Genomic DNA, 23,983 nt, shown 5'->3' on the forward strand with positions numbered 1-23,983 from the left:
GGCCTCATGACAGAACTGACGGGGAACGCCGGCGGCCGACTGTGGCAGTGGCTCCACGAATACAGCGAGCTGGGGCACTGCCTGACCCTCAGCCGAGGCCTGACAGCAGACGACGTGATGCGGGCGTACGACGTGGATCCGGCGACCGCCGCGGCGGTGACGATCGAGGGGGCCTACGAAATCGAGCCGGAGGACGACGACGAGTCCGACGCGGAGGGCTCGGTGGTCCGGTTCGGGCACAGCCGCGGCTGGGGCTTCTCCGTCGAGCAGCTCGGCTCGGCGGGCGGCTACGACCCCGTCCTGTCGCGGCTCTCCGCGGGCACGGAGACGGTGGCCCTGACGTACACCGGTGACGGCATGACCTGGGTCACGCACTCCAGGGACGGGGTCCTGCTGAGCAGCTTCGAGCCCCTGATGCCCAGCCTGGTCCGGCACGGCACGGGTCCGCACGAACTCGCCGATCTGGTGCAGGCGTTCATGGACGCGCAGGGCGGGGAGTGGGACCTGGACGGCGGCCCGTCCCCGGACCGGATCATGCTCGGCCTGGTGGAGGAGCGCTTCGGCTGCTGCCCCTCCCCCACGGTCCTCGACGGGCGGCTGCCCACGGCGTACGTACGGGACGAGGAGCCCTGGAGCTGACCGCGTCCGCCCTGCCTGGGGCAACGACAGGCCCCCTGCTCGCGGAGCTTCCGCAGGCAGGGGGCCTGATCGTGTGGAACTACGTGGATCTCCGTAGATCCATATGGATCTACTTCTTCTTGCCCTGGTTCTTGACCGCCTCGATCGCCGCCGCGGCCGCATCCGGGTCGAGGTAGGTGCCGCCCGGCTTCAGCGGCTTGAAGTCGGCGTCCAGTTCGTACGCGAGCGGGATGCCCGTCGGGATGTTGAGGCCCGCGATGTCCGCGTCCGAGATGCCGTCCAGGTGCTTGACCAGGGCGCGCAGGGAGTTGCCGTGGGCGGCGACCAGGACCGTGTGGCCGTCGAGCAGGTCCGGGACGATGCCGTCGAACCAGTACGGGAGCATGCGGACGACGACGTCCTTCAGGCACTCCGTCTGCGGGCGCAGCTCCGGCGGGAGCGCGGCGTAACGCGGGTCGTCGAACTGGGAGTACTCCGCGTCGCGGTCGAGCGCCGGCGGCGGGGTGTCGTACGAGCGGCGCCACAGCATGAACTGCTCCTCGCCGAACTCCGCGAGGGTCTGCGCCTTGTCCTTGCCCTGCAGGGCGCCGTAGTGACGCTCGTTCAGGCGCCAGGAGCGGTGGACCGGGATCCAGTGGCGGTCGGCGGCCTCGAGCGCCAGCTGCGCGGTGCGGATCGCGCGCTTCTGGAGCGAGGTGTGCACGACGTCGGGGAGCAGGCCGGCGTCCTTGAGCAGCTCACCGCCGCGGACCGCCTCCTTCTCGCCCTTCTCGTTGAGATTGACGTCCACCCAGCCGGTGAACAGGTTCTTCGCGTTCCACTCGCTCTCGCCGTGGCGGAGGAGGATCAGCTTGTACGGTGCGTCGGCCATGTGTCCGAGCCTAATGGAAAAGATGTGGCGCGCCGCCCGGGCCCCAAGTAATCTGCGCTCGCCGCATTGACCTATTACACGCCGGGGGCCGTGTTGTCTGTCGCTTCTCTCCAACGGGCCGTCAGAGAAAGCGTTTCCGGCCTTCCGCGCGAGTTCTGGTGGCTGTGGACGAGCACGCTGGTGAACCGGCTCGGCGCCTTCGTCGCCACGTTCATGGCGCTCTACCTGACCCTGGAGCGCGGCTACTCCGCCTCGTACGCGGGTCTCGTCGCCGCGCTGCACGGGCTCGGCGGTGTCGTCTCGTCGCTCGTGGCGGGCGTCCTGACGGACCGGATCGGGCGGCGGCCCACGCTGGTCTTCGCGCATGTCTCCACCGCGCTCTCGGTGGCGCTGCTCGGCTTCATGCAGGAACCGCTCGCGATCGCCGCGGTGGCGCTCCTCGTCGGGATGGCGTCCAACGCCTCGCGGCCCGCGGTGCAGGCGATGATGGCGGACATCGTGCGCCCCGAGGACCGGGTGCGGGCCTTCGCGCTCAACTACTGGGCGATCAACATGGGGTTCGCGCTCAGCTCGATGGCGGCGGGCTTCATCGCCGAGTACAGCTACCTCGCCGGCTTCCTCGGCGAGGCCGTCCTCACGCTGGCCTGCGCGGTCCTGGTCTTCCTGAAGCTGCCCGAGTCCCGGCCGGTGAAGGCTCCGGGGAGCGCGGGCGCGGACGACGAGCACGTCAGCCTCGGCACCGTGGTGCGCAACGGCCGCTTCATGGGCGTCGTCGGCCTGTCCTTCCTGGTCGCGCTGGTCTTCCAGCAGGGGTACGTAGCGCTGCCCGTGGCGATGGGCGCGGACGGCTTCTCCAGCTCGGACTTCGGCGTCGCGATCGCCGTCAACGGCGTCCTGATCGTGGCCCTGCAGATCCCGGTGACGCGCTTCATCGAGCACCGCGACCCGCGCCGCCTCCTGGTGCTCTCGTCGCTGCTCGCGGGGTACGGCTTCGGCCTGACCGCCTTCGCCGGTTCGCTCGGGATGTACGCCCTGGCGGTGTGCGTGTGGACGCTCGCCGAGATCGTCAACGCCCCGACGCAGACGAGCCTCGTCGTCCGCCTCTCCCCCGTGCACGGCCGCGGCCGCTACCAGGGCATGTACACCCTGTCCTGGGCCGTCGCCGCCCTTGCCGCGCCGCTGCTCGGCGGCCAGATCATCGACCGGTACGGGGCCGGGTGGCTGTGGGCGGGCTGCGCCCTGGTCGGCACGGTGGCGGCGCTGGGGTACTGGGTGCTGATGCGGGGGCTGCCGACGGAGGATCCGCAGGCCCCGGTCGAATCCGCCTCCGCGCGGGCGGCCGACGACACCGAGGCCGCCGAGGTCAGCGCCTGAGCGCCCGCTGGGCCTCGTACAGATTGCGCGGTTCCACGCTTCCCGGCCGCCCGTACGCCTCCACGCGCGCGTGCAGGTCGCCGGTGAAGTCGGGGACGTCGATCTGGTCGAAATCCCGCACTACAGAGATGGCGACGGTCGCGCTGTAGGGGGCGATCTCGTCGATCCTGACGAGGCCCGCGCGCTCGTTGGTGACGGTCACGTTCCAGTGTGCGAAACGGGCGCCGTAGAGCGGTCCCGCACTCGCGTCGCCGCCGTGGCGGCCGTTGTTCTCGACGGTGATCTCCGTGCGTACGTTGGCGAAGGGCATGCCGCGGTGCGTGTCGAAGGTGCCCATCTCCATCAGCCCGCGGGACCACACGTTGTGGCTGGACAGGCCCTCCACGTTGATGCCGTGCAACTGCGTGCCCTCGGGCGTGGGAACGGTGCGCCGGGCCACCGTGAAGTCCTCGATCAGGTTGTCGTGCGAACCCTCACGGCAGAAGTACGGGTGATGCGCACCGCGCCCCTCCACGCGCGTGTGCCGCAGGGTGCAGGCGGAGGCGGCGACGAGCCCGAAGCCGTTGTCGACATGGCGTACGACGACGTCATCGGCCCAACAGTCGTAAGCGCACTGGAAGGTGACCCCGTTGTGGCCCTTGTCGAGCAGGTGCGGGGCCTGCGGCGTCTCGACGGCCTCAAGGGTGAGCCCCTCCACACCCGCGTCCGTCAACGGCTGTACAGGCGCCATGAGTTGAGGCTGCCACTCCGGGCGCAGGTCGAGCGGAAGCGGCCGCTCCAGGGTGACGTTCCGTCCCTCGATGTGCGTGATCCGAACCGGCCACTCATAGGGGACGTACGAGAGGAGCTTGGTCTTGTCGTCCCAGCTGTACGCCTCGGGCCCCGCGCCGCCGCCCGCCATGTGCTCCAGGAGCGTGTGCCCGGCGTCGTCGGCGAGGCGGAGCAGCACCAGGCGGCCGGGGCTCAGCCGGGCCGGGTCGGCGGCGGTGACGGTCCGGGTGCCGCGCTCCGCGGGCTCCAGGGCGGTCAGCGGGCGGGCCTCGTCGCGCTTGTTGCCGGTCCAGCCCTCGAACGGCCAGTCGGCGGCCCTGATGGCGTCCGTGAGGGAGTCCCAACGGGCCTCGGGGCAGAGCCAGATGAGGCCGCCCGCCCAGGACCAGCTGGACTCGTCGCCGCCGTAGCGCGAGCCGTAGGGGCCGATCAGCTCGGTGAGGTTCCGGGTCGCGTACAGCTTGGTGCGGTCGCTGCCCGCGCCGCGAAGCACGACCCCGCTGTGCGCGATACGGACGATGCCGTCCACGCGGTACGTCCCGGCGGGCACCAGGACCGTGCCGCCGCCCGCCCGGCCCGCGTCGGCCAGGGCCCGGTTGATCGCGGGCGTGGCGTCGGCGGAACCGTCCGGCTTCGCCCCGTAGGAGAGGACGTTGGCGACCACGCGCGCGTGCGGGCGTTTTTCGCTGCCCGAGCGGTAGCCGGCGCGGCCGATGTACGGGATCTGGGGGTGCCGGTACGGGTCGGCGGTGAACTCCCTCCACAGGAGGGCGGGTTCGGGCCAGGCGGCGGCACGCGCGCGTGGTGCGGCTTTCGCGGTCGTCGCCGAGCTGCCCACCGCGGCCGTCGCGGCGACCGCGGCCGCGCCGCTCAGCAAGCCCCGCCGGGTGAGGTGATCCATGCGCCGATCCATGCCCGGGTCCATGCCCCGGTCCATGCGCCCACCTTCCATGGATGTGAACGCAGTTCAGGTCTGCGTCGGCGGTGAGCATGCCATGGGCGGGCGGGAGGCGGAAGAGGTCGCGCAGAAGCCGCCGGGGCCGCGCAAGGGGGCGTGAATTCCGTTGCCCTGCGGGCTACTTGGCGCGCGGCTGGGTCAGATGGGTGAACGCCTCAAGGTTGCGCGTGGACTCGCCGCGCGCGACCCGCCACTCGTACTCCTTGCGGATCGCCGTCGCGAAACCCAGCTCCAGAAGGGTGTTGAACGCGCCGTCCGCGGCCTCCAGGACCGAGCCGAGGAGGCGGTCGATCTCGGCCGGGGTGACGGCGGAGAGCGGCAGCTTGCCGGTCAGGTAGACGTCACCGAGGCGGTCGACCGCGTAACTCACGCCGTACAGCTTGAGGTTGCGCTCCAGGAGCCAGCGGTGGACGCCCTCGGCGTTCTCGTCCGGGTGCCGGATGACGAACGCGTTCAGGGACAGCGAGTGCCGGCCGACGATCAGCGAGACCGTCGTGGACAGCTTGCGCGTGCCGGGAAGCTTCACCACATAGGAGCCCGGTTCCGGCGACTCCCACTCCAGATCGGCGTCCGCAAGGGCGCTCTCGACGACCTGGCGCGCCTCGGCGCCGCCGCGCTCCGTCCCCGGTGTCTCAGCCATGGTGCGAGCGTACGCGACCACGGCGTTCCTGCATCGCCGCGGTGTACACGTCCGCCGTGGCCGAGGCCGCCGTGCCCCAGCCGAACGCCTGGGCGTGCCGCGCGGCGGCCTCGCCCATCCGGTCGGTCAGCCGCGCGTCGTCCACGAACCGCCCCAGGACCTCTGCGTACGCCGCCGGGTCGTGGCCCTCGACGAGGAAGCCGCTGACGCCGTCGCGCACCGCCACCGGGAGTCCGCCGACCGCGGCGGCGATCACCGGCGTGCCGGCCGCCTGCGCCTCTATGGCGACGAGCCCGAAGGACTCGTTGTAGGAGGGCATGACGAGCGTGGAGGCGGCCCGGAACCAGTCGGCGAGCTGGTCCTGCCCGACCGGCGGCCGGAACCGCACGACGTCCGCGATGCCCAGGCGCGCGGCCAGCTTCTGCAGCCCCTCGGGCTTGTCCAGGCCGCTGCCGCTCGGGCCGCCGACCACCGGGACGACCAGGTTCCCGCGCAGCTCGGGACGGCGGTCGAGCAGAACGGCCACCGCGCGGAGCAGGATGTCGGGCGCCTTCAGGGGCTGGATGCGTCCGGCGAAGAGCGGGATCAGCGCGTCCTGCGGCAGGCCGAGCCGCTGCCGCGCGGCGGCCCGCCCGTCACCGGGACGGAAGCGGTCCAGATTGACGCCGGGGTGGACGACGGCGACCTTGCCGGGCTCGGCGGCGTAGTGCCGTACGAGCTCGTCGGCCTCCTCATCGGTGTTCGCGATGAGGCGGTCGGCGGCGCGCACTATCTGGGTCTCGCCGATCACACGCGCGGCGGGCTCCGGAGTGTCACCCTCCGCGAGCGCGGCGTTCTTGACCTTGGCCATCGTGTGCATGGCGTGCACGAGCGGCACGCCCCAGCGCTCGGCGGCGAGCCAGCCGACGTGGCCGCTCAGCCAGTAGTGCGAGTGCACCAGGTCGTAGTAGCCGGGGCGGTGGCCCGCCCAGGCCTGCATCACACCGTGGGTGAAGGCACAGAGCTGTGCGGGCAGCTCTTCCTTCTTGAGGCCCTCGTACGGACCCGCGTCCACGTGCCGGACCAGGACTCCCGGGGCCAGCTCGACCTTGGGCGGCAGGCCGCCGGTGGTGGCCCGGGTGAAGATCTCGACCTCGACGTTGATCTCGGCGAGGCGCTTGGCGAGCTCCACGATGTACACGTTCATGCCGCCGGCGTCGCCCGTGCCCGGCTGGTGCAGCGGCGAGGTGTGCACGCTGAGCATCGCCACCCGGCGCGGCCTGCGGGGCCCGCCGGGAAAGCGGAGCCGCGGCGGCGTGCTGCCGGCGAGGCGTTCGCCGAGCCGGCTCACGTACTGGCTCACCTGGCGGTCCTCCTAGCGGCCCGCGGCTCGGGCCTCGTGGCGGCCCCTGGTGCGGGCCTGCTGCGGGCATGGCTACATGGGCGTGCGTACGCGCCCTCCACGAACGGGGAACATCGGCAGCCCCGCGCCCATTTCCACTTTGCCAAAGCATTACAGAGTGCCACTCAACCCTCATTGGAGCGCCCGGCGCGGAGCCGGTCCCGCCGGGCACCGATACTGATGGGTATGGCCGCCCGCACCCCCTCGCGCCCCGTAGGGACCGTCACCCGCGGGACCACCAACCCCAACCGGTTGCGCCGCATGGACCGCTGGATCGCCGCCACCCACGGCGCCGTCCTGCGCCGCGCGGACGCGCCTCTCGCCGTGGACCTGGGGTACGGCGCCGCGCCCTGGACGGCCGTCGAGCTCCTGAAGCGGCTGCGCACCGCCGCGCCCGCCGTCGAGGTCGTCGGCATCGAGATCGATCCCGCGCGGGTGGCCGCCGCCCGCCCGTACGCGCGCGAAGGGCTTGTTTTCCGGCACGGCGGCTTCGAGGTGCCCACGGACCGGCCGCCGCACCTGATCCGCGCGGCCAATGTGCTGCGCCAGTACGACGAGGAACAGGTGGCCGCCGTGTGGGAGCGGCTGCGCGCGCGGCTCGCCCCGGAGGGGCTCCTGGTCGAGGGCACCTGCGACGAGATCGGCCGCCGGCACGTCTGGGTCGCCCTCGGCCCCCAGGGCCCGCGCACGGTGACGTTCGCGACCCGGCTCGGCTCCCTCGACCGCCCGTCCGACCTCGCCGAGCGGCTACCGAAGGCACTGATCCACCGGAACGTGCCGGGTGAGCCGGTCCACGCCTTCCTGCGCGACTTCGACCGGGCTTGGGCGGCCGCGGCGCCCTATGCCTCGTACGGCGCGCGGCAGCGGTGGATCCGGACGGTGCGCGCGCTGTCGGCGGACTGGCCGGTGGCGGATCGCGCGGGGCGCTGGCGGCAGGGTGAAGTGACGGTGGAGTGGGGGGCGTTGGCGCCTCGGGGGTGAGAGGCGTGCGCCCGGGGGTGGTTCGCGGGTTCGCCGGGGCGGAAGCGGAATTCGTAACTCCTATTCCACCAGGGCCGAAGCGGAACTCGTAGCTCCCGTTCCACCAGGGCCGAAGCGGAACTCGTAACTCCCGTCCCACCAGGGCCAAAGCCCCACACGAGTGAAGCTGAGCGGATTCGGAACGCTGTTCGGACTTCGTTCGTCGGACATGACGCGGGGATGGTGTGGGGAGGCGTCAGGGGTCGACTGGGCCGAGGTGTCTGTCCGTGCCTGTGCATGCGCGTGCCTCTGTCGTATTGGGCGCGGGCGTGGCACCATCCCGGACGTGTTCGTAAGTTACTGACGAGCAATCAGTTCAGGGGGAACGAGCGTGACCGGCAAGCGAAGCTCGACCACGGCGACCATGGCTCTGGTGTGCGCGGCGGCGATCCTGGCCGCCCCGGGAACCGCGTATGCCGATCCGGCCCCGAAGGACCCGGGGCCCAAGGACTCCAAGTCCCTTGAACAGGTCCGCAAGGAGACGGACCGGCTCTATCACGACGCGGCGGTGGCCACCGACGCCTACAACGCGGCGGAGGAGAAGGCCGATCAGCAGTCCGACGAGATCGTGCGGATCGCGAAGGCCATCGTCGCGGGTGAGAAGAAGGTGGACCGCCTCAAACAGCGCGCGGGCGCCGCGGCCCGCGCGCAGTACCGCGGCGGCGGGCTCCCGCCCCAGGCGCAGTTGATGCTGAGTGACGACCCGCAGAAGTTCCTGGACAACGCGGGCCGCATGCGCCAGGGCCAGCAGGCCACGAAGGGCCTCCTCGGCGAACTCGCGCGCACGCAGGAGGACTTGCGGCTGTACGCCGACGACGCCTCCGAGCGCTGGCGCGAGCTGGACGCCAACCGCGAGGCGAAGGCCGAGGCCAAGAAGAAGATCAAGGCGAAGATCAAGGCGGCCGAGGAGCTGGAGTCCAAGCTCGAGAAGAAGGAGCGCGAGCGCCTCCTCCGCATGGAGCAGGAGGCGGAGTTCGACCGCCAGGCGGCATGGATCGACTCCGGCGCCCTCGAAGAGATCACCGGCAAGGCGAGCAGCAGCGGCAAGAAGGCCATCAAGTACGCCACCGCCCAGATCGGCAAGCCCTACGAGTGGGGCGCCGAGGGCCCGAGATCGTACGACTGCTCGGGGCTCACCTCGGAGGCCTGGATCTCCGCCGGGAAGACCATTCCGCGGACCTCGCAGGAGCAGTGGAAGCAGCTGCCGCGCATCGACATCGAGGACATGCGCCCCGGAGACCTGATCATCTACCACGAGGACGCCAGCCACGTCGGGATGTACATCGGGGACGGAGCGATCGTGCACGCCCCGCGCCCTGGCCGGGACGTGACGATCGCGGGGGCGGGCTCGATGAAGATCCTCGGGGTGGTGCGGCCGGACAAGTAGGCCTTTCCTCCTCCCCCCCGGGGGGCGCGGCTCGGGCGGGTGCCTGCGGTGTGGCTCGGGTGGTGCCTCGGATGCGCGGTTCGGGTGCACGGTTCGGCTCGGGCGACGCCTCGGTTCGGCCCGCGTGCCGCCCGGGTACCGCGCCGGTCGCAGGGCGTGTGGCGCGTGACCTGGCGCACGTGACCTGTGGCACGCGAGCAACCCGGGCGGCGTGATGTTCGTCATCCCCTCGGGGGCCCGGACGGGTCCAATTGCGGTACGGGATGCGGCAAATGGAACGGCACGCGCCACCCGCCGTTCGCTGATCGCCATTCCAAACCCCCGGTGGCTACCGCTAAGGTCCCCGTCGGCGGTACGTCGATCCACGTGCTGCCGCGCCCTCGGGGGGAGGGAAGGAAACCACACGATGCCCGTACCCATACCGCGGCAGAGAGCAGTCCCAGCCGCGGAAGGTGGTCAGGCGCAAGCGTTCCCGGCGCAGGCCGGAACCGAGACCGGCAGCGGACTGACGCTGCTCGTGATCGAGGACGACCCGGCCGAGGCACTGTCCGTGCCGGAGCTGCTCGACGCCGCAGGCAAGCCCATCCGTATCCGTACCGCCCGCAACCTCACCGAGGCCGAGCGGCTGCTGACCGACGACGTGCACTGCATCCTGCTCGACCTCGCACTGCCCGCACCGGGCGCCGACCACGGCGAGGACGAGCTGGCGACGCTGCGGCACGTCCTGCAGCTCGCGCCCCGGCACGCCGTCCTCGCGCTCACCGGGAGCGGCGACATCGACCTGGCCGGAGAGGCCGTGCGGGTCGGCGCGCAGGACTACCTGTTCCGCGAGGAGCTGGACGCCCGGCTGCTGAGCCGCGCCATCCGGTACGCGGTGGAGCGCAAGCGGGCCGACATCGCCCAGCGGCAGCTCACCGAGTCGAGGCTGCGCGCGCAGGAGAACGCCCGCCTGGAGCGGGGCCTGCTGCCCACGCCGCTGCTCGACGGCTCCCAGCTGCGGTTCGCCGCGCGCTACCGGCCGGGCCGCTCCCGGGCGCTGCTCGGCGGCGACTTCTACGACACGGTGCGCACGCCCGACGGCACGGTGCACGCCATGATCGGCGACGTCTGCGGGCACGGCCCGGACGAGGCGGCCCTCGGCGTCGAGCTGCGGATCGCCTGGCGGGCGCTGACCTTCGCGGGCCTGTGCGGGGACGAGCTGCTCTCCACGCTGCAGCAGGTCCTGGAGCATGAGCGGCCGGACGACGAGATCTTCGCGACGCTCTGCACGGTCGACATCTCGCCGGACGGCCGCCGCGCCGGACTCTGCCTGGCCGGCCACCCCTCGCCGCTGATCACCCGCCCGGGCCGCCCGGCGGAGCTGCTGCCGTACGAGAACGGCGGCCCGGCACTCGGTCTGCTGCCGCGCGCCCGCTGGCCGCGTCAGCAGGTGGAGCTGGGCGGCGAGTGGAGCCTGATGCTCTACACCGACGGCCTGATCGAGGGCCGGATCGGCCAGGGCAACCAGCGCCTCGGCCAGGACGGCATGGTCGAGATGGTCCGCCGCCAGGTCTCCGCCGGGCTGCACGGCGAGGACCTCCTGGAGGCGGCCGTGAGCGAGGTGCGGGACCTCAACGGCGGTGAGCTGACGGACGACGTGGCGGTGCTGCTCCTTGACCGGGGCGGGCGCTGAGGGGTCGCCGTACGAGAGCTTGGACGTACGAGAGCGAGGGCGTACGAGAACGTCGACGTACGAGAGCGAGGGCGCACGAGAACACGGCGGCGGGGCCGCACCCAGGGATTCGGGTGCGGCCCCGCCGCCGTGTTCCGGAGTCGCTGTGGCCCCGGCCGGTCACCGTCCGCCGTTGTACGGCCCGTAAGGACCGTCGCTGCTGCTGCCGCCTCGGCGGCCGCCGCCGCCCGTGACCTGCTTGAGCGCGGGGCGTACGTCGACGAAGAAGACGATCGTCGCGATCAGGCCGGCGATCTGGAGCATCAGGCCGAGGCCGGGGATGCCGATCAGGTTCACCAGGACCGCCGCGCCGAGGAGGATCAGCCAGAAGTTCTTGGTCTTCTTGTCGGCCGCGACGTAGGCATCCGGGCGGGCGAGAGCGGCCATCACCAGGGCGACCGCCGCGAGCACGAGCATGGCGAGGAAGAGCAGTCCCACGAAGCTCGCGAAACCTGACATCAGCACGTTGCCCACCACCTGGTCCGAGTCGTCTCTACACCGGCAACCGTACCCGGATGAGCGGCCGCCGTATCCGGAGAACGCCCCGGGCGCTCGCTGAGTGCCCGGGGCGTTCCCGTACCGCCGTGGTGCGCGGGGTCACTTCGCGGGCGGGGTGGGCTTCTTCGCCATGGTCTTCTTGGCGGGGGCCTTCTTGGCCGTGGTCGACGTGGTCGACGTGGACGCCGTGGACGCCGTCGCCGTGTTCTTGGCGGCAGCAGGCTTCGACTCGTCCTCGACCGCGACGGGCCGCGCGGCAGCCGTCTCGGACTTGGCCTCGGTGCCGGTCTCGGTCTTGGCCTCCGCCTTGGTGTCCGACTGCGGCTCGACCGCGGCGGCGATCTCCTCGATCTCGTCGGCCGCCTCACCGCGCCAGACCTTGACGGCCAGCTCGCCGTGCTCGGCGACCTCCTCGTACTTCTCACGGGCCTTGACCGCGTACTCCGCGGCGACGCCGACACCGCGCAGGGCCAGGCCCTGGGCGGTCTCGCCGAACTTCCTGATGTCGGTGTCGAGGCTGCCGAGCACCTCGCTGACCTTGGCCTGCAGGCTCTCCTGCGCCTCCTTGGCGGCGGCCGTGGCCTTCTCCTGGACCTCCTTGGGGTCCGTGGAGCGTACGGCCTCGAAGCGGGCCGGGGCCTCGGCCTGCAGCTTCTCGATCAGCGCGGGGACCTTCTTGGCCTGCTGCACCGCGAGGTCGGCCGTACCGGCCGCGAAGTAGAACGGGGTGGGGTCGCTGAAGGTCTTGCGGATGTCGTCGGTGATGGCCATGACTGGTGGTCCTCCGGTCAGGGTGAGGGTTCGATGGTGGTGCTGCCGTCGGCCGTGCGGGGGCCGTCATCGGCGGTGTCCGCGCCGCGCCCGGGTGAGTCGCTCACGCTGCTCGCGCTGTTCTCGCTGCTCGCGCCGCGCTCTTCGGTCCCGGCAGGCCCGTCCTTCTCCGTCTTCTCCGTTTTCCCCGTCTTCCCCATCTCCTCTTTGATCTCGAATCCGTTCTCCTTGCGGAAGGACTCGTAGATCTGCAGCAGCACCTGCTTCTGCCGCTCGTTGATGGTCGGATCGGCGAGGATCGCGGCGCGCGTCTCCACTTCGTCGCGGTCACGCTCGTCGAGGATCCCGGCCTGCACGTACAGCGTCTCGGCTGAGATCCGCAGGGCCTTGGCGACCTGCTGCAGGACCTCGGCGCTCGGCTTGCGCAGTCCACGCTCGATCTGACTGAGGTACGGGTTGGACACCCCGGCGGCGTCGGCGAGTTGACGCAATGACAGCTGCGCGTTGCGCCGCTGCTCGCGCAGATACTCACCGAGGTTGCCGACGTTGAGGGATGCCATGGGTCGATGGTGCAGCATGCCCGCTAACTATTGCAAGCAGACGCTTGCAATAGTGTTCCAAGCCACGCGTACGGCTTAGTCGCGGCCACGGAAACCGGGGTGCAACCGCCCCAGCCACCCCCGGATCACGCCGAAGTCCCGCCCCGTCAGCCCGCACCGCGCGTCGACGCGGTGCAGCAGGGCGGGCCCGCGGTGGTACGTGTCGACCCACGCCCGGTCGGCGGGCGCGATCTCGTCGTCCACCCACACGAAGGGCCGCCCGTCCGCCCACTCGACGATCGGCCGGGTCTTCCAGTGCACACCCCGCGCACCGAAAGCCCCGTACTCCTTGTAGGCCCCGTATGCCTCATCCGTCCTGTCCGTCCTGCCCCCATCTGACTCGTCCGTCTCATCCGGCCACGGCAGTACGGGTGACTCCGGCAGCCCGAGCCACGGTGCGAGCACTCGGTTGGCGTCCTCGCCCCAGGTCGTCGCCCACACCAACTCGCAGCCGAGATCGGCCAGTCGGCGCCCGAGCGCGGGGTCGGCCCGGTCAAGGAACGGATGCCCGCCGCCCTCCCGGGTGCCGCCCTCGTACGTCGGATACCCCTCGGGCAGGTCGGCCGGCGACGCTCCGAAGGGGATGAGGGGGCCGTCGACGTCGAGGAACAGGAGGGCGCGGGGTCGGGGTGGAGTCACGGCGGGACCCTAACGCCCGCACGGGACGGAACCCTCAGAACGGCAACGGCAGGCTGTGCACCACATCCAGACGGGACACCGCACGGGTCAGGACCACATAGAGCCGCTCCAGGCCCCGCCGCTCGGCCCCCACCACCGCCGCGGGTTCGACGGCGACGACGTGGTCGTACTCCAGACCCTTGGCCAGGGTGGCGGGCAACACCGCGAGCCGGGCGCCCAGTTGGTCCGGGGACGCCGGTGCCAGACCCGCGGCGGCGAGTGCGGCGTGCAGGGCGGCCGCGCCCACCGGGCCTTCGTCGGGCGCGATCACCCCGACCGAGCCCTCCCGGCTGAGCGCCTCCCGCACGAGCCGTACCGTCGCGTCGACCACCCCGGCCCCGTCCGCCGCCTCCTCGGTGCGCACCTGCCCGTCCGCGCGCAGGGACCGGGCGGGCGGAACGTCGACGTCGAGGGCGGCGAGCAGCCGGTTCGTCACCTCGACGACGGCCGCGGGCACCCGGAATCCGACGGTCAGCGGCGCCAGTACGGCATCGGGCCGCCCCAGGTGCCCGAGGAGTACGGGCCACGCGCGGGCCGCCCACGGTGTGGTGCCCTGGGCCAGGTCGCCGAGGACGGTCAGCGAACCGTAGGCGGAGCGGCGGGCGATCGCGCGGCACTCCATCGGGGAGAGGTCCTGCGCCTCGTCGACCACGACGTGCCCGTAGCCCTGCGGATGCTCGATCAGCCCGGCCACCTCGTCGAGCAGCACCAGGTCCGCCGCGCTCCACCGGGCGGACCTGTACGAACGCGGCGCCCTCGGCCACAGCAGCCGTCGCTGCTCCTCCGCGTCGAGGACACCGTCGGCCGACCGCCCCAACACCTCGGCGTCGGCGAGGAGTTCGGCCACGACCTGCTCGGGCGTCACCTTCGGCCAGACCTCGTCCACGAAGGCACCGACCGGCCTGGACCGGCCGATCCGCTGCAGCCAGGCCTGCGGGCGCGCCCCCGAGCGGCGCTCGGCCTGCTCCTGGATCAGCCGCACGGCCCGCGTCCGGACCCGCTCACGTCCGACGGCGTACGGCGGCTCCTCCGCCCGTACGTCCTCGACGATCCGCTCAAGCTCCGCGCGCCCGATCCGCCAGCGGTACGAACCGTCCGGTACGGCGAGGGAGTCGGCGGGCGGGCGCACGCGCGCGTACAGGGCGCGGTGCAGCACCCGCGCCATCCGGGCGTCGTGCTTGACGACCGCCGTCCCCTCGCCGTCCGTGCCGCGCACCGGCTGCCGGGCGATCTCGTCCACGACGGTGGACTGCCGCACTCCGCCCTCACCGAGCGAGGGCAGCACCTCCGAGATGTACGACAGGAAGGTGCGGTTGGGCCCGAGCACGAGCAGCCCGTTGCGCTGCACGCGCTGCGGGTGGGTGTACAGCAGGTACGCGGCGCGGTGCAGGCCGACTGCGGTCTTGCCGGTGCCGGGGGCGCCCTGCACGCACAGGGAGGTGCCGAGGTCGCGGCGTACGAGGTCGTCCTGGTCGGGCTGGATGGTGGCGGCGATGTCCCGCATGGGGCCGACCCGGGGCCGCTCGATCTCTCCGGCGAGGATCGCACTGCCGGGCCCCGCACCGCCGGGTCCCGCTCCTCCGGGCCCCGCACCGCCAGGTCCCGCACCGCCGGGCTCCGCACCGCCGGGCTCCGCTCTTCCCGGCCCCGCTCTTCCCGGCTCCGACTCGTCCGTGGCGTCGAGGTGTTCGTCCTCCAGGCCGGTGAGGTCGCCCGGCTCCCCCGCGCTGCCCGGGGCCCAGCCGAAGCGGCGCCGGACGCGCACGCCCTGGGGGTCGCGCGGGCCCGCCTGGTAGAAGGCGCGGGCGACGGGGGCGCGCCAGTCCACGACGAGGGGCGGGCTCGCGGGGTGCTCGGTGATGCGCAGCCGGCCGACGTGGTAGCTCTGCCCGGCGTGGTCCCCGGCGTCCCGCGCCCCTGCCCCTGCCCCGGCCCCGGCCCCGGCCCCTGACGCGAAGTCCAGACGCCCGAAGAACAGTGGCCCCGGCGGGAGTTCACGCATCGTCTTCGCGTCACCGCGGAACCGGCGGCCCAGGACTTCCGCGTCGGCTCCCGAGGCGGAGACGTCCACGCCCGTGACGACCTGCTCCTGCGCGCCGTCGATCATCGCGGCGAGGGCGTCACGGCAGGCGTCGTGGTACGCCCGCTCCTGGCGGAGGGCTCGGTCGAGAGCGTGGTCAGGGAAGTGGTCGGGGTGGCAGTCGGGGAGGCGGTCGGGGGCAGGGGCGGCGCGGAGTCCGGGGTCAGGGTCGAGGGCACGCATGCGAGCGAGAATAGCGTAACCGAGTAACGTTTGTGACCGAGATGCGTTTCACCGCGTAAGCTGCCTCCATGAGCCGTACGCCCCCTCCCCCCGCCCGCCCGGTACTGCCCGCCGACACCGAGAGCGGGCTGCGCGAGCGCAAGAAGCAGCGGACCTACCAGGCGATCTCCGACGCCGCGATCGCCCTCTTCCTGGAGAAGGGCTTCGAGAAGGTGTCGGTGGCGGAGGTCGCTGCGGCGGCGGAGATCTCCAAGCCGACGCTCTTCCGGTACTTCCCGGCCAAGGAGGATCTGGCCCTGCACCGGCTCGCGGACCACGAGGACGAGGCGAGCCGCGTCGTCACGGGGCGCGCCCCGCAGCAGCCCCCGCTGGACGCGCTGCGCCGGCACTTCCTGACCGGCCTGCGGCTGCGCGACCCCGTGACGGGTCTCAGCGACGAGCCCGAGGTGCTCGCCTTCCATCGCCTGATCTACGACACGCCGTCCTTGGTGGCCCGCCTGTACGCGTACCAGTCCCGCGCCGAGGAGTCACTCGCCACCGCACTCGGCGGCGATGACGGGGCACGCCTCGCGGCGGGCCAGATCATGGCCGTCCAGCGCGTCCTGGCCGAGGCGAACTGGCGCCGCATCGCGGCCGGAGAACGCGCCGCCGCGCTCTACCCGGACGCGGTCGAGGCCGCAGAGCGCGGCTTCGGCCAACTCCGCTCGGGGCTCGGGGCGTACGCGTGAGCACGGGCGCCGGGAAGCGGGAAGCGGGCGCCGGGAGGCAGGAGGCGGGAGGCGGGCGCCGGGAGGCGGGAGGCGGTCGGACGGCACGCGTGCCTGGGCCCGCTGATGACGGCGGCCTAGGAGGCGTCCGCTTCGCCCGAATCCCGCTGCCGCGCGATCAGCGCCTCCACCCCGTCCAGCACGCACCCCAGGCCGAACTCGAAGTCGTCGTCCGCTCCGCCCTCCGGTCGCTCCAGGACGCCTGAGTCGAGGAGGCGGGTCACCGCCGGGTGGCTGTCGCGGTCGGTGAGGGCGGTGAGGGTGCGGCGGTAGCGGGTCATGACCTCGGCGGAGGTGTGCCCGCCCGCCACGATCGCGGCGTCCAGGTCGGACATGAGCATGGCCTCGTTGCGGACGAACCCGCCGACCAGTACGAGCACACCCAGCTTGGCGCCCTCGTCGAGCCCGGTTCCGTCGAGCGCCGCAAGCCCCTGCTCCATCCACGCCACCGACCTGGGGCTCGCGGGCGGGCCCGAGGTGGGGATGCGCAGGATCCACAAGTTGTCGAGGAAGACGGCACGTTGGGCCCGCGCCCAGCGGCTCAGCCCTGCATGCCAACCGCCCCCCGGCTCGGGCGGTGCGGGCGGTGCGGGCATGACCGCTTCCTGCATCAGCACGTACAGCTCGTCCTTGGCGCCGACGTACCGGTACAGGGACATCGGCGAGACGCCCAGCTCCTTGGCCACGCGCCCCATCGACACCGCGCCCACCCCGTCGGCCGCCGCGACGCGCACGGCGGTGTCGACGATGCGGTCCAGGGTGAGGCCGGGCTTCGGGCCCTTCGCGGGACGCTCCCGCAGCCCCCAGGCCGTCGCGAGGCTCGCGGGCAGTCCCGTCCGCTCGTCCTCCGCCGTCATGCCGCGCCTCCTTCCTGGCCGCTGTGGCCGCTGTGGCCGCCGTGGTCTTCCCGACCGTCGTGGCCGCTGTGACCGTCCCGACCATCGTCGCCGCTGCGACCGTCCCGACCGCCGTGGTCGTCCCGGCCGTCGCGGCCGGAGTCCGGAGCCGCCCACCGGCTCCGGCTTGACGCACATCCTAGTTCTGCGTAACCCTTACATAGTACTGCGTATACCTTACGTAGAACGGGAGGAGTGAGACCCCATGACCACTGCCCCACCCGCAGTCCGCGCCGTCGGCCTGCGCAAGGCGTACCGGGACGTCGAGGTGCTCCGCGGACTCGACTTGACCGTCCCGCGCGGCGCCGTGCACGCGCTGCTCGGCCCGAACGGCGCGGGCAAGACCACCGCCGTCCGCATCCTGGCCACGCTCACCGAGGCCGACGCGGGCACCGCCACCGTGGCCGGCCACGACGTACGCACCGAGCGGTCCCGAGTACGCCGGGCCATCAGCCTGACCGGGCAGTTCGCCGCCGTCGACGAGATGCAGACCGGCGTCGAGAACCTCCGGATGATGGCCCGCCTCGCGCCGCGCGCCCGTTCCGGCCACCGCGTCACCCCGGCCGCCGCCCGCGCCCGCGCCGCCGAACTGCTGGACCGGTTCGACCTGTCCGACGCGGGCGGGCGGCTGGTCAGGACGTACTCAGGGGGCATGCGGCGGCGGCTCGACCTGGCCGCCTCACTCGTCGGGGAGCCCGAGGTGATCTTCCTGGACGAGCCGACGACGGGCCTCGATCCGCGCAGCCGCCAGGAGTTGTGGAACGTGGTCCGCGACCTCTGGGCGCAGGGCACGACGGTGTTCCTGACCACGCAGTACCTGGAGGAGGCCGACCGTCTCGCGGACCGGATCTCCGTCCTCGACGGCGGGACCCTCGTCGCCGAGGGCACCGCCGACGAGCTGAAGCGGCGCGTCGCCGACCACCGTCTGGACGTCGTCGTCACCGAGGCCGCGTACCACCGCCTCGCCCCGCGGGCCGCGCACCGCACGCCCGAGACCCGGACCCTCGGCTTCCCGACGGACGGCGGCGCCCGCGAGGTCCGGGCGCTCCTCGACGCGCTGGACCCGGACGGCACCGACATCGAACGCTTCGCGCTGCACACCGCGACCCTCGACGACGTCTTCCTGACCCTGACCCGCACGACCCCAACACCGGCACCGACACCGGCACCCGCACCCGCACCCGCACCCGCCAAACGCGGCACGAGCACCGGCACCGAGGAGCCCACCCATGTCTGAAGCCGTGCCGTCCGGAGCCTCCGAAGCGTTGACCATGACCGGCCGCTCCCTGCGCCTCAGCCGCCGCAACGTGGACGCGCTCATCACCGCCCTCGCCCTGCCCGTACTCCTGCTGCTGATCTTCGTGTACTTCTTCGGCGGAGCCATCGACACCGGTACGCAGTACGTGACGTACGTGGTCCCCGGCGTCCTGCTGCTCTGCGCCGGATTCGGCTCGGCCAGCACCGCCCAGGCCGTCACCGAGGACCTCAAGGGCGGCATCATCGACCGCTTCCGCTCACTCGACATCGGCGGCACCCCGATCCTCGCCGGGCACGTCCTGGCCTCCACGGCCCGCAATCTGCTCGCGACGAGCCTCGTCTTCGCCCTCTCGTTCGCGATCGGCTTCCGCCCGGCGGCGAGCCCGGCCGGCTGGCTCGCCGCCGTCGGGCTGCTCGTCGCCTACATCACCGCGCTGTCCTGGCTGTCCGCCGCGGTCGGCCTGCTCGTCAGGTCCCCGGAGGCGGCCGGCGGGTTCACGTTCTTCATCAGCTTCCTGCCGTACCCGAGCAGCGCGTTCGTCCCCACGGACACCATGCCGTCCTGGCTCCAGGGCTTCGCCACCCACCAGCCGGTCACCCAGGTCATCGAGGCGGTACGCGGCCTGCTCCTCGGCCAACCGATCGGCGCGACGGGCTGGGTGGCGCTGGCCTGGTGCGCGGGCATCACGGCGCTCGCGGTGGCGGCGGCGGGCCTCCTGTTCCGGCGCCGGGTACTCGCCTAGAGGCCGTTCCCCGAGACAGGCCCCAGGGCGCGTCCTAGCCCGTCGAGCCCAGCCACTCCCGCAGTGCCGCCTCGGCGCCCGACGCGTCGGGTACCGAAGGGAGTTCGAGGGGCGTCCGGGCCGCGTGGAGCACCCGGACGAGCTTCGCCGCGGCCCGGGCGGACTCCGCGGGGTCCTCGGGGCGTTCCGAGAGCGTCATGGCCGTACGGATCACATCCGTGTAGACGGACTGGACGCACTTGAACGCGCGCAGCCGCGGCAGGTCGTCCTCGTACCCCTTCGAACCGCCCGGCAGGACCCGCTCGATCTCCGCGCACCAGCGCTCTACGACACTCCGCTCCTGCTCGGCCGGGTAGCGCGTCAGGTACAGGTGGGTCGCCAGGTCGTAGAGCGGATCGCCCAGCATCGCCAACTCCCAGTCGATCACCCAGAGTCGGTCGGCCCCGTCGACGATGAGGTTCTCCCGGTGCAGGTCCCCGTGGAGCAGGCAGAACGGGCGGGGCGCGAGCATGCCGAGGCGCTCGGCGTACCGGCGGAGCGCCTCGTCGGGCACGCCGAGCGCGGCGAAGAGCGAGCCGTACGTGGCGTGCCGCGCGCGGTACACGCGGTGCTCGGCGAAGTGCACGAGGCGGCCGAGGAAGTACGTGGTGTCGCCGTCCTCGGCCCGGTCGGCCGGATCGCAGCTCCGCTCCACGTTCAGCCGGCCCGGCCGCACGGACCCCAACCCGCCGAAGACGGGCATGAGTTGATCGACGTACCGCTCGGGCACCCGGCCCTCCGCACCGGTCAGCGTGGCGAGCGTGGCGCCCTCGACGAAGCGTTGCAGCCGACAGCCGCCGACCTCGCGCACCTCGGGCACCGGAAGCTCGACGGGGAGCTCGGCGAGCCCGCAGATCACGTCCTCCTCGGAGTGGAAGCACCGCCGGTCGGCGTGGAGCACCCCGGACCGCGGCTCGCGGATCTTCCACCGGCCGTCCTCCCCCGGCAGCCGCAGGACGTACGTCTCGTGGTGGTGGCCCGTGAGCGGGCCCACGATGCGGTGGTCGCCGCCGAGGAGGGTGCCGGCGGCATGCCCGGCCGGGTCGGCGGCCGGTTCGGCTGAGGACATGCTCCGCTCTCTCGCCCGAGGCGATGCCGGTGGTCAGAGGTGTCAGTGGTGTCAGTGGTGTCGGAGGTGTCAGAGACTTCAGCGCTGCGGAGGCTTCAGCGGCTCAGAGGCTTCAGAGGCTTCAGAGGCGCTTCACGCTACTACCGCGCCCGCCCGCGACAGGGCGCGGCAGCGGCACCTGTCAGCGCGGAGGAGGATCCCCCAGTACGCGCGTACGAAAGCCGGCCGGCCCGCGGCGAGCACCCCGGCCCCCGGCAGCACCCCGGCTCACACTAAAAACGCACGTACGGGACGCCCCGGCTCACAGCAACGCCCCCGCCCACACCGCCTTCAGCACGGCCCCGAGCGAGTCCACCACGTGCTCCGCACCCGCGGAGCGCAGCTTCTTCTGGCGCAGCTCGTCCTGCCCGTACCCCAGGAACGCCACGCCCGCCTCGCGCGCGGCCAGGTAGTCCGCGGGGGTGTCGCCGATCATCAGCGTCCTCGACGGGTGCGCGCCGAGGGAGCCGAGCGCGCGGTGCAGGCAGTCCGGGTCGGGCTTCAGCGCGTGGACGTGTTCGGTGCGGCGGCCGTGGATGTGCGGACCGAAGCAGTCGGCGACGCCGCGCCCGTGGACGTAGTGGCGGGCGGCCTCGGGCGCGTTGTTGGTGGCGACGGCGAGCCGGGCGCCGGTGGCGTGCCAGGTGCGGATCAGCCGGTCCACGTACGGGGTGGGGAAGGCGCGGGCCGCGGCGTGCAGCTCCTCCTCGGTGAGCCTCGCCTCCAGGTCCGCCTCCAGGGAGCTGCCGGGGCGCGCGCGGTGGACGGCGCGCAGCACGGCGTGCGGGTCGGCGGAGTCCCGCTCGTCCGCCGTGAGCAGGCCCGCTTCGCCCTGGTCCGCGAGCCAGCCGACGAGGTTGTCCACGACGGTCTGGGCGTCATGGTTCGCGTAGAGACGGCAGATCGGGCCGTCGAAATCGAAGAGAACGCACTCCGCCTGCGTGATCACCTCGCGCAGGTCCCTTGCGACCCGCAAGTCCTCGGCGTTCTCGATCACTTGACCCACCCGCCCGTCCGGCGCCGTATCGGAAGTCACCTAAGAGAGTGTCAGGGTACGGGCGATGGTGTTCCAGAGCGCGTCGAACCACTTCTGCGACTCGTCGACGAACGCCTCGTCGCTCTGGCCCACGGATCTCTCGAAGGAGAAGAGCAACGACTGGGTGCCGAGCGCGTCGTACATATGGATCTTCTCGCTGTCGATCTCCTCCTCCCGCTTGGTCACCATGTAGTACGCGAGCAACGCCTCGGAGCCGTTGAGGAGATACAGCTTCATCGCCGGGGTGAACGGCAGGGCCCGGAACTCCACCTTGACGTCGATGCCGTGACTGGCGCGCAGGGCGCGGAGGTTGTGGCGCAGGACCTGGCCCTGGGCGTTGCGCTGGGCGAGCCAGCGGCTGTGCACCGGTTCGTCGACCGCCTCGTCCGCGGCGGCGGCGTGCTCGGACGGCTCGCCCGCGGGCACGGGGAAGGCGAGGTTGATGCGGCTGCTGGGGAGCAGAACGCGCACGGTGATCGACTCGGGGCGGATGCGGCCGTCGTAGATCAGCCGCAGGGGTTCGCTCAGGCCCATCATCAGCGTCTCGGAGGTCAGGCAGACCGCGTCGATGGTCACCCGCTCGGCCTGAAAGGCGTCGATCAGGCGCGGGGCCAGGCCGACCATCGTGGTCTGCGGCTCCTCGTCCTGCCCCGGCAGGGCGACCTCCGGCGGGCTGCCCCGGGAGACGTTCACCAGCAGGCCCTCCTGCGCGAGGGTCGCGAGCGCCTGCCGCACCGCGCCGCGCTCGACGCCGAACTCCTCGGCGAGCTTGGCCTGGGTCGGCATGCGGCTGCCCGCGGCTACGGCTCCGCTGCGGATACGCCGCCGGAGTTCGTCGGCTATGTCCTTGTGCGAGGGCTTTCTGCCGTTCACCGCAACGCTCTCCTGGGTCACGCCCCAAACGGTACAACTCCCCACTATCTCTGGGGAGTTCTGTGAAGACTGTTTAACCAGCCCGACCAATCGGGGACAACTACAGTGAAGTTGGCAGCCAACTTTACCAAGTTAGGACCACCTAACCGCCAACTCCTCCCACCTGAAGGAGGATCCACCATGCCCGTCATCGCCATCCTCGGAGCCGCGTTCGTGATCGGCTTCGAGCAGCTCGTCGAGTGGCAGTACGGCCCGCTGGGAATCGCGGGGATGCTGCTGCTCAGCATCGGGGTCAAGGCCAGGAACGCCACGTGCAGCTCGCTCGGCGCGGTCGTCCTCGCGGTCCTGGTCGCCGGTCCGGCACTGGCCTGAGCCTCTCGGCACGCATCAGGCAAACTCAGAAGGCAACAGACTCAGAAGGCAACAGACTCAGAAGACATCCGGACACCACGGACTTCTGGGCGTACGCAGCAGCGCGTCGGCAACGGCGGCGGCGCCTGCCCGTTCCTCGGTCAGCCGGCCGAGCGCGGCGAGCCGCACCGCGGACTCGTCCCCCAGCCACAGCGCACCCAACTCCCGCACGTCCAGGGCGACTTCGGCCGCGTCCCGGGTCCGCACACAGGTCCCGCGCCCGTCCGCACCGACCTCGAGCCGGTACCGCCCCTCTGCCCACCCATGCCGGTCGCGCACCTCGACGACGAGGGCGCCCGGCATTCCGTATGTCCGCGCCTCCAGGGCCCGTACGACATCCAGGACGCGCACCCACAGCCAGTCCGCGAGGGTGACGATCCGGGCGGCGCGCGCGTTCGGGAAGAGGTCCGCGACCAGGGCGTCCGGCGCGCGCGGGCCCGTGCGCACCGTCATGATCCAGTCCACGGAGCAGACGTACCGCCACAGCGCGCGCTCGGCCGCCGGGGTCGCGGCGCTCAGCTCGACCACGGTGGCGGTGTTCTGCGGCTGCTTGCCGTCGCCCCACTTCTCGTCGCTGACGTACGCGAGCAGCCCGTCCACCTCGCCGGAGGCCGAGCGGTACACGGCGAAGAACGGGTCCTTCCAGGGCGAGCGCTCCGGGCGCAGCTCACCGGTGAACCGCCGCCACCAGCGCTCGTCCCGGTCCACCGCACCCGGCGTCGCCCGCCGCACGCGCTCGTACAGCGCGGGCCCGAGCTTGCGTACGTCGGCGGCGTCCACCAGGTCGATCCGGCCGCCGTCTTCGGGCCCCGACCAGCGCGGGTCGAGCCCGGTGCGCTGCACGTCGATCTCCCACTCGGCCATCCGCGTGGCCTGGCCGAAGCCGTACCGCCCGTAGATCGGGTACTCGGCGGCGATCAGCGTCGCCACCGCCTCGCCGCGCGCCTTCGACGCCCCGAGATCCTCGGTGATCATGCGGCTGAGCAGTCCGCGACGGCGGTGCGTCGGGGAGACGGTGACGTTCGAGACGGCACCGGCGGCCACCTCGCCGCCCCCGACGGCGGTCAGGCGCTGCGCGAACGAGCGGTACGTCGCCACACACCGCCCGTCCTCGAACGCGCCCCGCACCCGGCTCAGGTCCACGAACGCCCTGTGGTCCTCGATCTCGGCGGCGGAGGAGGTCGGGGTGCGCAGGAACCCGGTGTTGAGGGCGCGCATCCAGTCCGGGAAGTCGGCTTCGGCGAGGAGGCGTACGTCTAAGGTCATCCGGTCACCGTAGGCCGCGGGCCGGG

24 protein-coding genes are annotated in these 23,983 nt (G+C 72.2%); 10 read left to right on the forward strand and 14 right to left on the reverse strand.

Going from position 1 to position 23,983, the window contains the following annotated elements; all coding sequences use genetic code 11:
- The first annotated feature begins 6 nt into the window (after nucleotides 1-6).
- Complete coding sequence (locus RCO28_RS20150) at nucleotides 7-639, forward strand: DUF6461 domain-containing protein (protein WP_308942544.1); 633 nt, start codon at nucleotides 7-9, stop codon at nucleotides 637-639.
- 109 nt (nucleotides 640-748) lie between these two features.
- On the opposite strand, the gene RCO28_RS20155 is transcribed toward RCO28_RS20150, so the two are convergent.
- Nucleotides 749-1,510 (reverse strand): phosphoglyceromutase, encoded by a 762-nt coding sequence (locus RCO28_RS20155; protein WP_308942545.1) that lies wholly within the window; start codon nucleotides 1,508-1,510, stop codon nucleotides 749-751.
- Between the two features lie 93 nt (nucleotides 1,511-1,603).
- Between RCO28_RS20155 and RCO28_RS20160 the strand changes: the two genes are divergently transcribed.
- Nucleotides 1,604-2,884 (forward strand): MFS transporter, encoded by a 1,281-nt coding sequence (locus RCO28_RS20160; RefSeq protein ID WP_308942546.1) that lies wholly within the window; start codon nucleotides 1,604-1,606, stop codon nucleotides 2,882-2,884.
- On the opposite strand, the gene RCO28_RS20165 is transcribed toward RCO28_RS20160, so the two are convergent.
- The 3 genes from RCO28_RS20165 to mshA form a co-directional block, all read right to left on the reverse strand.
- Complete coding sequence (locus RCO28_RS20165; protein ID WP_308942547.1) at nucleotides 2,874-4,556, reverse strand: glycosyl hydrolase family 28-related protein; 1,683 nt, start codon at nucleotides 4,554-4,556, stop codon at nucleotides 2,874-2,876. The genes RCO28_RS20160 and RCO28_RS20165 overlap by 11 nt on opposite strands.
- Nucleotides 4,557-4,731: 175 nt before the next feature.
- Nucleotides 4,732-5,253: a YbjN domain-containing protein gene (locus RCO28_RS20170; RefSeq protein WP_308942548.1), complete on the reverse strand. Its 522-nt coding sequence runs from the start codon at nucleotides 5,251-5,253 to the stop codon at nucleotides 4,732-4,734.
- Nucleotides 5,246-6,595, reverse strand: coding sequence for a D-inositol-3-phosphate glycosyltransferase (gene mshA / locus RCO28_RS20175; protein WP_308942549.1), 1,350 nt, complete (start codon nucleotides 6,593-6,595; stop codon nucleotides 5,246-5,248). Before mshA ends, RCO28_RS20170 begins: the two co-directional genes overlap by 8 nt.
- Before the next feature lie 225 nt (nucleotides 6,596-6,820).
- Between mshA and RCO28_RS20180 the strand changes: the two genes are divergently transcribed.
- From RCO28_RS20180 to RCO28_RS20190, 3 genes are all read left to right on the forward strand, one after another.
- A complete protein-coding gene (locus RCO28_RS20180) occupies nucleotides 6,821-7,615 on the forward strand; it encodes a class I SAM-dependent methyltransferase (RefSeq protein WP_308942550.1) in 795 nt (264 codons plus the stop codon).
- Between the two features lie 403 nt (nucleotides 7,616-8,018).
- Nucleotides 8,019-9,041, forward strand: a complete 1,023-nt coding sequence (locus RCO28_RS20185) for a C40 family peptidase (protein WP_308942637.1) — start codon at nucleotides 8,019-8,021, stop codon at nucleotides 9,039-9,041.
- 406 nt (nucleotides 9,042-9,447) lie between these two features.
- A complete protein-coding gene (locus RCO28_RS20190; RefSeq protein WP_308942551.1) occupies nucleotides 9,448-10,713 on the forward strand; it encodes a SpoIIE family protein phosphatase in 1,266 nt (421 codons plus the stop codon).
- 159 nt (nucleotides 10,714-10,872) lie between these two features.
- On the opposite strand, the gene RCO28_RS20195 is transcribed toward RCO28_RS20190, so the two are convergent.
- From RCO28_RS20195 to RCO28_RS20215, 5 genes are all read right to left on the reverse strand, one after another.
- Nucleotides 10,873-11,217 carry a DUF2516 family protein gene (locus RCO28_RS20195; RefSeq protein WP_308942552.1) on the reverse strand — a complete coding sequence of 115 codons (345 nt, stop codon included), beginning with the start codon at nucleotides 11,215-11,217 and terminating at the stop codon, nucleotides 10,873-10,875.
- Nucleotides 11,218-11,349: 132 nt separating this feature from the next.
- A complete protein-coding gene (locus RCO28_RS20200; RefSeq protein ID WP_308942553.1) occupies nucleotides 11,350-12,021 on the reverse strand; it encodes a hypothetical protein in 672 nt (223 codons plus the stop codon).
- A gap of 17 nt (nucleotides 12,022-12,038) precedes the next feature.
- Nucleotides 12,039-12,581 (reverse strand): helix-turn-helix transcriptional regulator, encoded by a 543-nt coding sequence (locus tag RCO28_RS20205; protein WP_308942554.1) that lies wholly within the window; start codon nucleotides 12,579-12,581, stop codon nucleotides 12,039-12,041.
- Nucleotides 12,582-12,656: 75 nt separating this feature from the next.
- Nucleotides 12,657-13,259, reverse strand: a complete 603-nt coding sequence (locus RCO28_RS20210) for an HAD domain-containing protein (RefSeq protein WP_308942555.1) — start codon at nucleotides 13,257-13,259, stop codon at nucleotides 12,657-12,659.
- 34 nt (nucleotides 13,260-13,293) lie between these two features.
- Nucleotides 13,294-15,561 (reverse strand): AAA family ATPase, encoded by a 2,268-nt coding sequence (locus RCO28_RS20215; RefSeq protein ID WP_308942556.1) that lies wholly within the window; start codon nucleotides 15,559-15,561, stop codon nucleotides 13,294-13,296.
- Nucleotides 15,562-15,629: 68 nt separating this feature from the next.
- Between RCO28_RS20215 and RCO28_RS20220 the strand changes: the two genes are divergently transcribed.
- Nucleotides 15,630-16,289: a TetR/AcrR family transcriptional regulator gene (locus RCO28_RS20220; RefSeq protein ID WP_308942557.1), complete on the forward strand. Its 660-nt coding sequence runs from the start codon at nucleotides 15,630-15,632 to the stop codon at nucleotides 16,287-16,289.
- A 116-nt stretch (nucleotides 16,290-16,405) separates the two neighbouring features.
- Here the strand turns inward: RCO28_RS20220 and RCO28_RS20225 are convergent, their stop codons facing one another.
- The gene (locus RCO28_RS20225) at nucleotides 16,406-17,185 is read right to left on the reverse strand and encodes a TetR/AcrR family transcriptional regulator (RefSeq protein WP_308942558.1); all 780 of its coding nucleotides are present in this window, start codon (nucleotides 17,183-17,185) and stop codon (nucleotides 16,406-16,408) included.
- 23 nt (nucleotides 17,186-17,208) lie between these two features.
- Between RCO28_RS20225 and RCO28_RS20230 the strand changes: the two genes are divergently transcribed.
- The 3 genes from RCO28_RS20230 to RCO28_RS20240 all read left to right on the forward strand — a co-directional run bounded on the left by RCO28_RS20230 (nucleotide 17,209) and on the right by RCO28_RS20240 (nucleotide 19,224).
- On the forward strand, nucleotides 17,209-17,355 hold the full coding sequence (locus RCO28_RS20230) for a hypothetical protein (RefSeq protein WP_308942559.1): 147 nt from the start codon (nucleotides 17,209-17,211) through the stop codon (nucleotides 17,353-17,355).
- A 74-nt stretch (nucleotides 17,356-17,429) separates the two neighbouring features.
- Nucleotides 17,430-18,461, forward strand: coding sequence for an ATP-binding cassette domain-containing protein (locus RCO28_RS20235; protein ID WP_308942560.1), 1,032 nt, complete (start codon nucleotides 17,430-17,432; stop codon nucleotides 18,459-18,461).
- Nucleotides 18,454-19,224 (forward strand): ABC transporter permease, encoded by a 771-nt coding sequence (locus RCO28_RS20240; RefSeq protein ID WP_308942561.1) that lies wholly within the window; start codon nucleotides 18,454-18,456, stop codon nucleotides 19,222-19,224. The genes RCO28_RS20235 and RCO28_RS20240 overlap by 8 nt, the downstream gene beginning before the upstream one ends.
- A 34-nt stretch (nucleotides 19,225-19,258) precedes the next feature.
- Here RCO28_RS20240 and RCO28_RS20245 read toward each other — a convergent pair whose 3' ends face one another.
- The 3 genes from RCO28_RS20245 to RCO28_RS20255 form a co-directional block, all read right to left on the reverse strand.
- On the reverse strand, nucleotides 19,259-20,332 hold the full coding sequence (locus RCO28_RS20245; RefSeq protein WP_308942562.1) for a phosphotransferase: 1,074 nt from the start codon (nucleotides 20,330-20,332) through the stop codon (nucleotides 19,259-19,261).
- A 301-nt stretch (nucleotides 20,333-20,633) separates the two neighbouring features.
- On the reverse strand, nucleotides 20,634-21,407 hold the full coding sequence (locus RCO28_RS20250) for an HAD-IA family hydrolase (protein ID WP_308942563.1): 774 nt from the start codon (nucleotides 21,405-21,407) through the stop codon (nucleotides 20,634-20,636).
- Nucleotides 21,408-22,301 carry a GntR family transcriptional regulator gene (locus RCO28_RS20255; RefSeq protein ID WP_308942564.1) on the reverse strand — a complete coding sequence of 298 codons (894 nt, stop codon included), beginning with the start codon at nucleotides 22,299-22,301 and terminating at the stop codon, nucleotides 21,408-21,410.
- Nucleotides 22,302-22,460: 159 nt separating this feature from the next.
- On the opposite strand from RCO28_RS20255, the gene RCO28_RS20260 reads away from it, so the two are divergent.
- A complete protein-coding gene (locus RCO28_RS20260; RefSeq protein ID WP_308942565.1) occupies nucleotides 22,461-22,652 on the forward strand; it encodes a hypothetical protein in 192 nt (63 codons plus the stop codon).
- Nucleotides 22,653-22,709: 57 nt separating this feature from the next.
- On the opposite strand, the gene RCO28_RS20265 is transcribed toward RCO28_RS20260, so the two are convergent.
- Nucleotides 22,710-23,957 (reverse strand): GNAT family N-acetyltransferase, encoded by a 1,248-nt coding sequence (locus RCO28_RS20265; protein ID WP_308942566.1) that lies wholly within the window; start codon nucleotides 23,955-23,957, stop codon nucleotides 22,710-22,712.
- Nucleotides 23,958-23,983: the final 26 nt, after the last annotated feature.

It is taken from the genome of Streptomyces sp. LHD-70, from assembly GCF_031157275.1.
Classification (GTDB): domain Bacteria; phylum Actinomycetota; class Actinomycetes; order Streptomycetales; family Streptomycetaceae; genus Streptomyces.

What these genes read in the sequence shown, in the direction of transcription:
- RCO28_RS20150 (WP_308942544.1), top strand. Translation starts at nt 7, where the DNA reads ATGACAGAACTGACGGGGAACGCCGGCGGCCGACTGTGGCAGTGGCTC.
- RCO28_RS20155 (WP_308942545.1), bottom strand. Translation starts at nt 1,510, where the DNA reads ATGGCCGACGCACCGTACAAGCTGATCCTCCTCCGCCACGGCGAGAGC.
- RCO28_RS20165 (WP_308942547.1), bottom strand. Translation starts at nt 4,556, where the DNA reads ATGGATCACCTCACCCGGCGGGGCTTGCTGAGCGGCGCGGCCGCGGTC.
- RCO28_RS20170 (WP_308942548.1), bottom strand. Translation starts at nt 5,253, where the DNA reads ATGGCTGAGACACCGGGGACGGAGCGCGGCGGCGCCGAGGCGCGCCAG.
- RCO28_RS20180 (WP_308942550.1), top strand. Translation starts at nt 6,821, where the DNA reads ATGGCCGCCCGCACCCCCTCGCGCCCCGTAGGGACCGTCACCCGCGGG.
- RCO28_RS20185 (WP_308942637.1), top strand. Translation starts at nt 8,019, where the DNA reads ATGGCTCTGGTGTGCGCGGCGGCGATCCTGGCCGCCCCGGGAACCGCG.
- RCO28_RS20190 (WP_308942551.1), top strand. Translation starts at nt 9,448, where the DNA reads ATGCCCGTACCCATACCGCGGCAGAGAGCAGTCCCAGCCGCGGAAGGT.
- RCO28_RS20200 (WP_308942553.1), bottom strand. Translation starts at nt 12,021, where the DNA reads ATGGCCATCACCGACGACATCCGCAAGACCTTCAGCGACCCCACCCCG.
- RCO28_RS20205 (WP_308942554.1), bottom strand. Translation starts at nt 12,581, where the DNA reads ATGGCATCCCTCAACGTCGGCAACCTCGGTGAGTATCTGCGCGAGCAG.
- RCO28_RS20215 (WP_308942556.1), bottom strand. Translation starts at nt 15,561, where the DNA reads ATGCGTGCCCTCGACCCTGACCCCGGACTCCGCGCCGCCCCTGCCCCC.
- RCO28_RS20220 (WP_308942557.1), top strand. Translation starts at nt 15,630, where the DNA reads ATGAGCCGTACGCCCCCTCCCCCCGCCCGCCCGGTACTGCCCGCCGAC.
- RCO28_RS20225 (WP_308942558.1), bottom strand. Translation starts at nt 17,185, where the DNA reads ATGACGGCGGAGGACGAGCGGACGGGACTGCCCGCGAGCCTCGCGACG.
- RCO28_RS20235 (WP_308942560.1), top strand. Translation starts at nt 17,430, where the DNA reads ATGACCACTGCCCCACCCGCAGTCCGCGCCGTCGGCCTGCGCAAGGCG.
- RCO28_RS20240 (WP_308942561.1), top strand. Translation starts at nt 18,454, where the DNA reads ATGTCTGAAGCCGTGCCGTCCGGAGCCTCCGAAGCGTTGACCATGACC.
- RCO28_RS20245 (WP_308942562.1), bottom strand. Translation starts at nt 20,332, where the DNA reads ATGTCCTCAGCCGAACCGGCCGCCGACCCGGCCGGGCATGCCGCCGGC.
- RCO28_RS20260 (WP_308942565.1), top strand. Translation starts at nt 22,461, where the DNA reads ATGCCCGTCATCGCCATCCTCGGAGCCGCGTTCGTGATCGGCTTCGAG.
- RCO28_RS20265 (WP_308942566.1), bottom strand. Translation starts at nt 23,957, where the DNA reads ATGACCTTAGACGTACGCCTCCTCGCCGAAGCCGACTTCCCGGACTGG.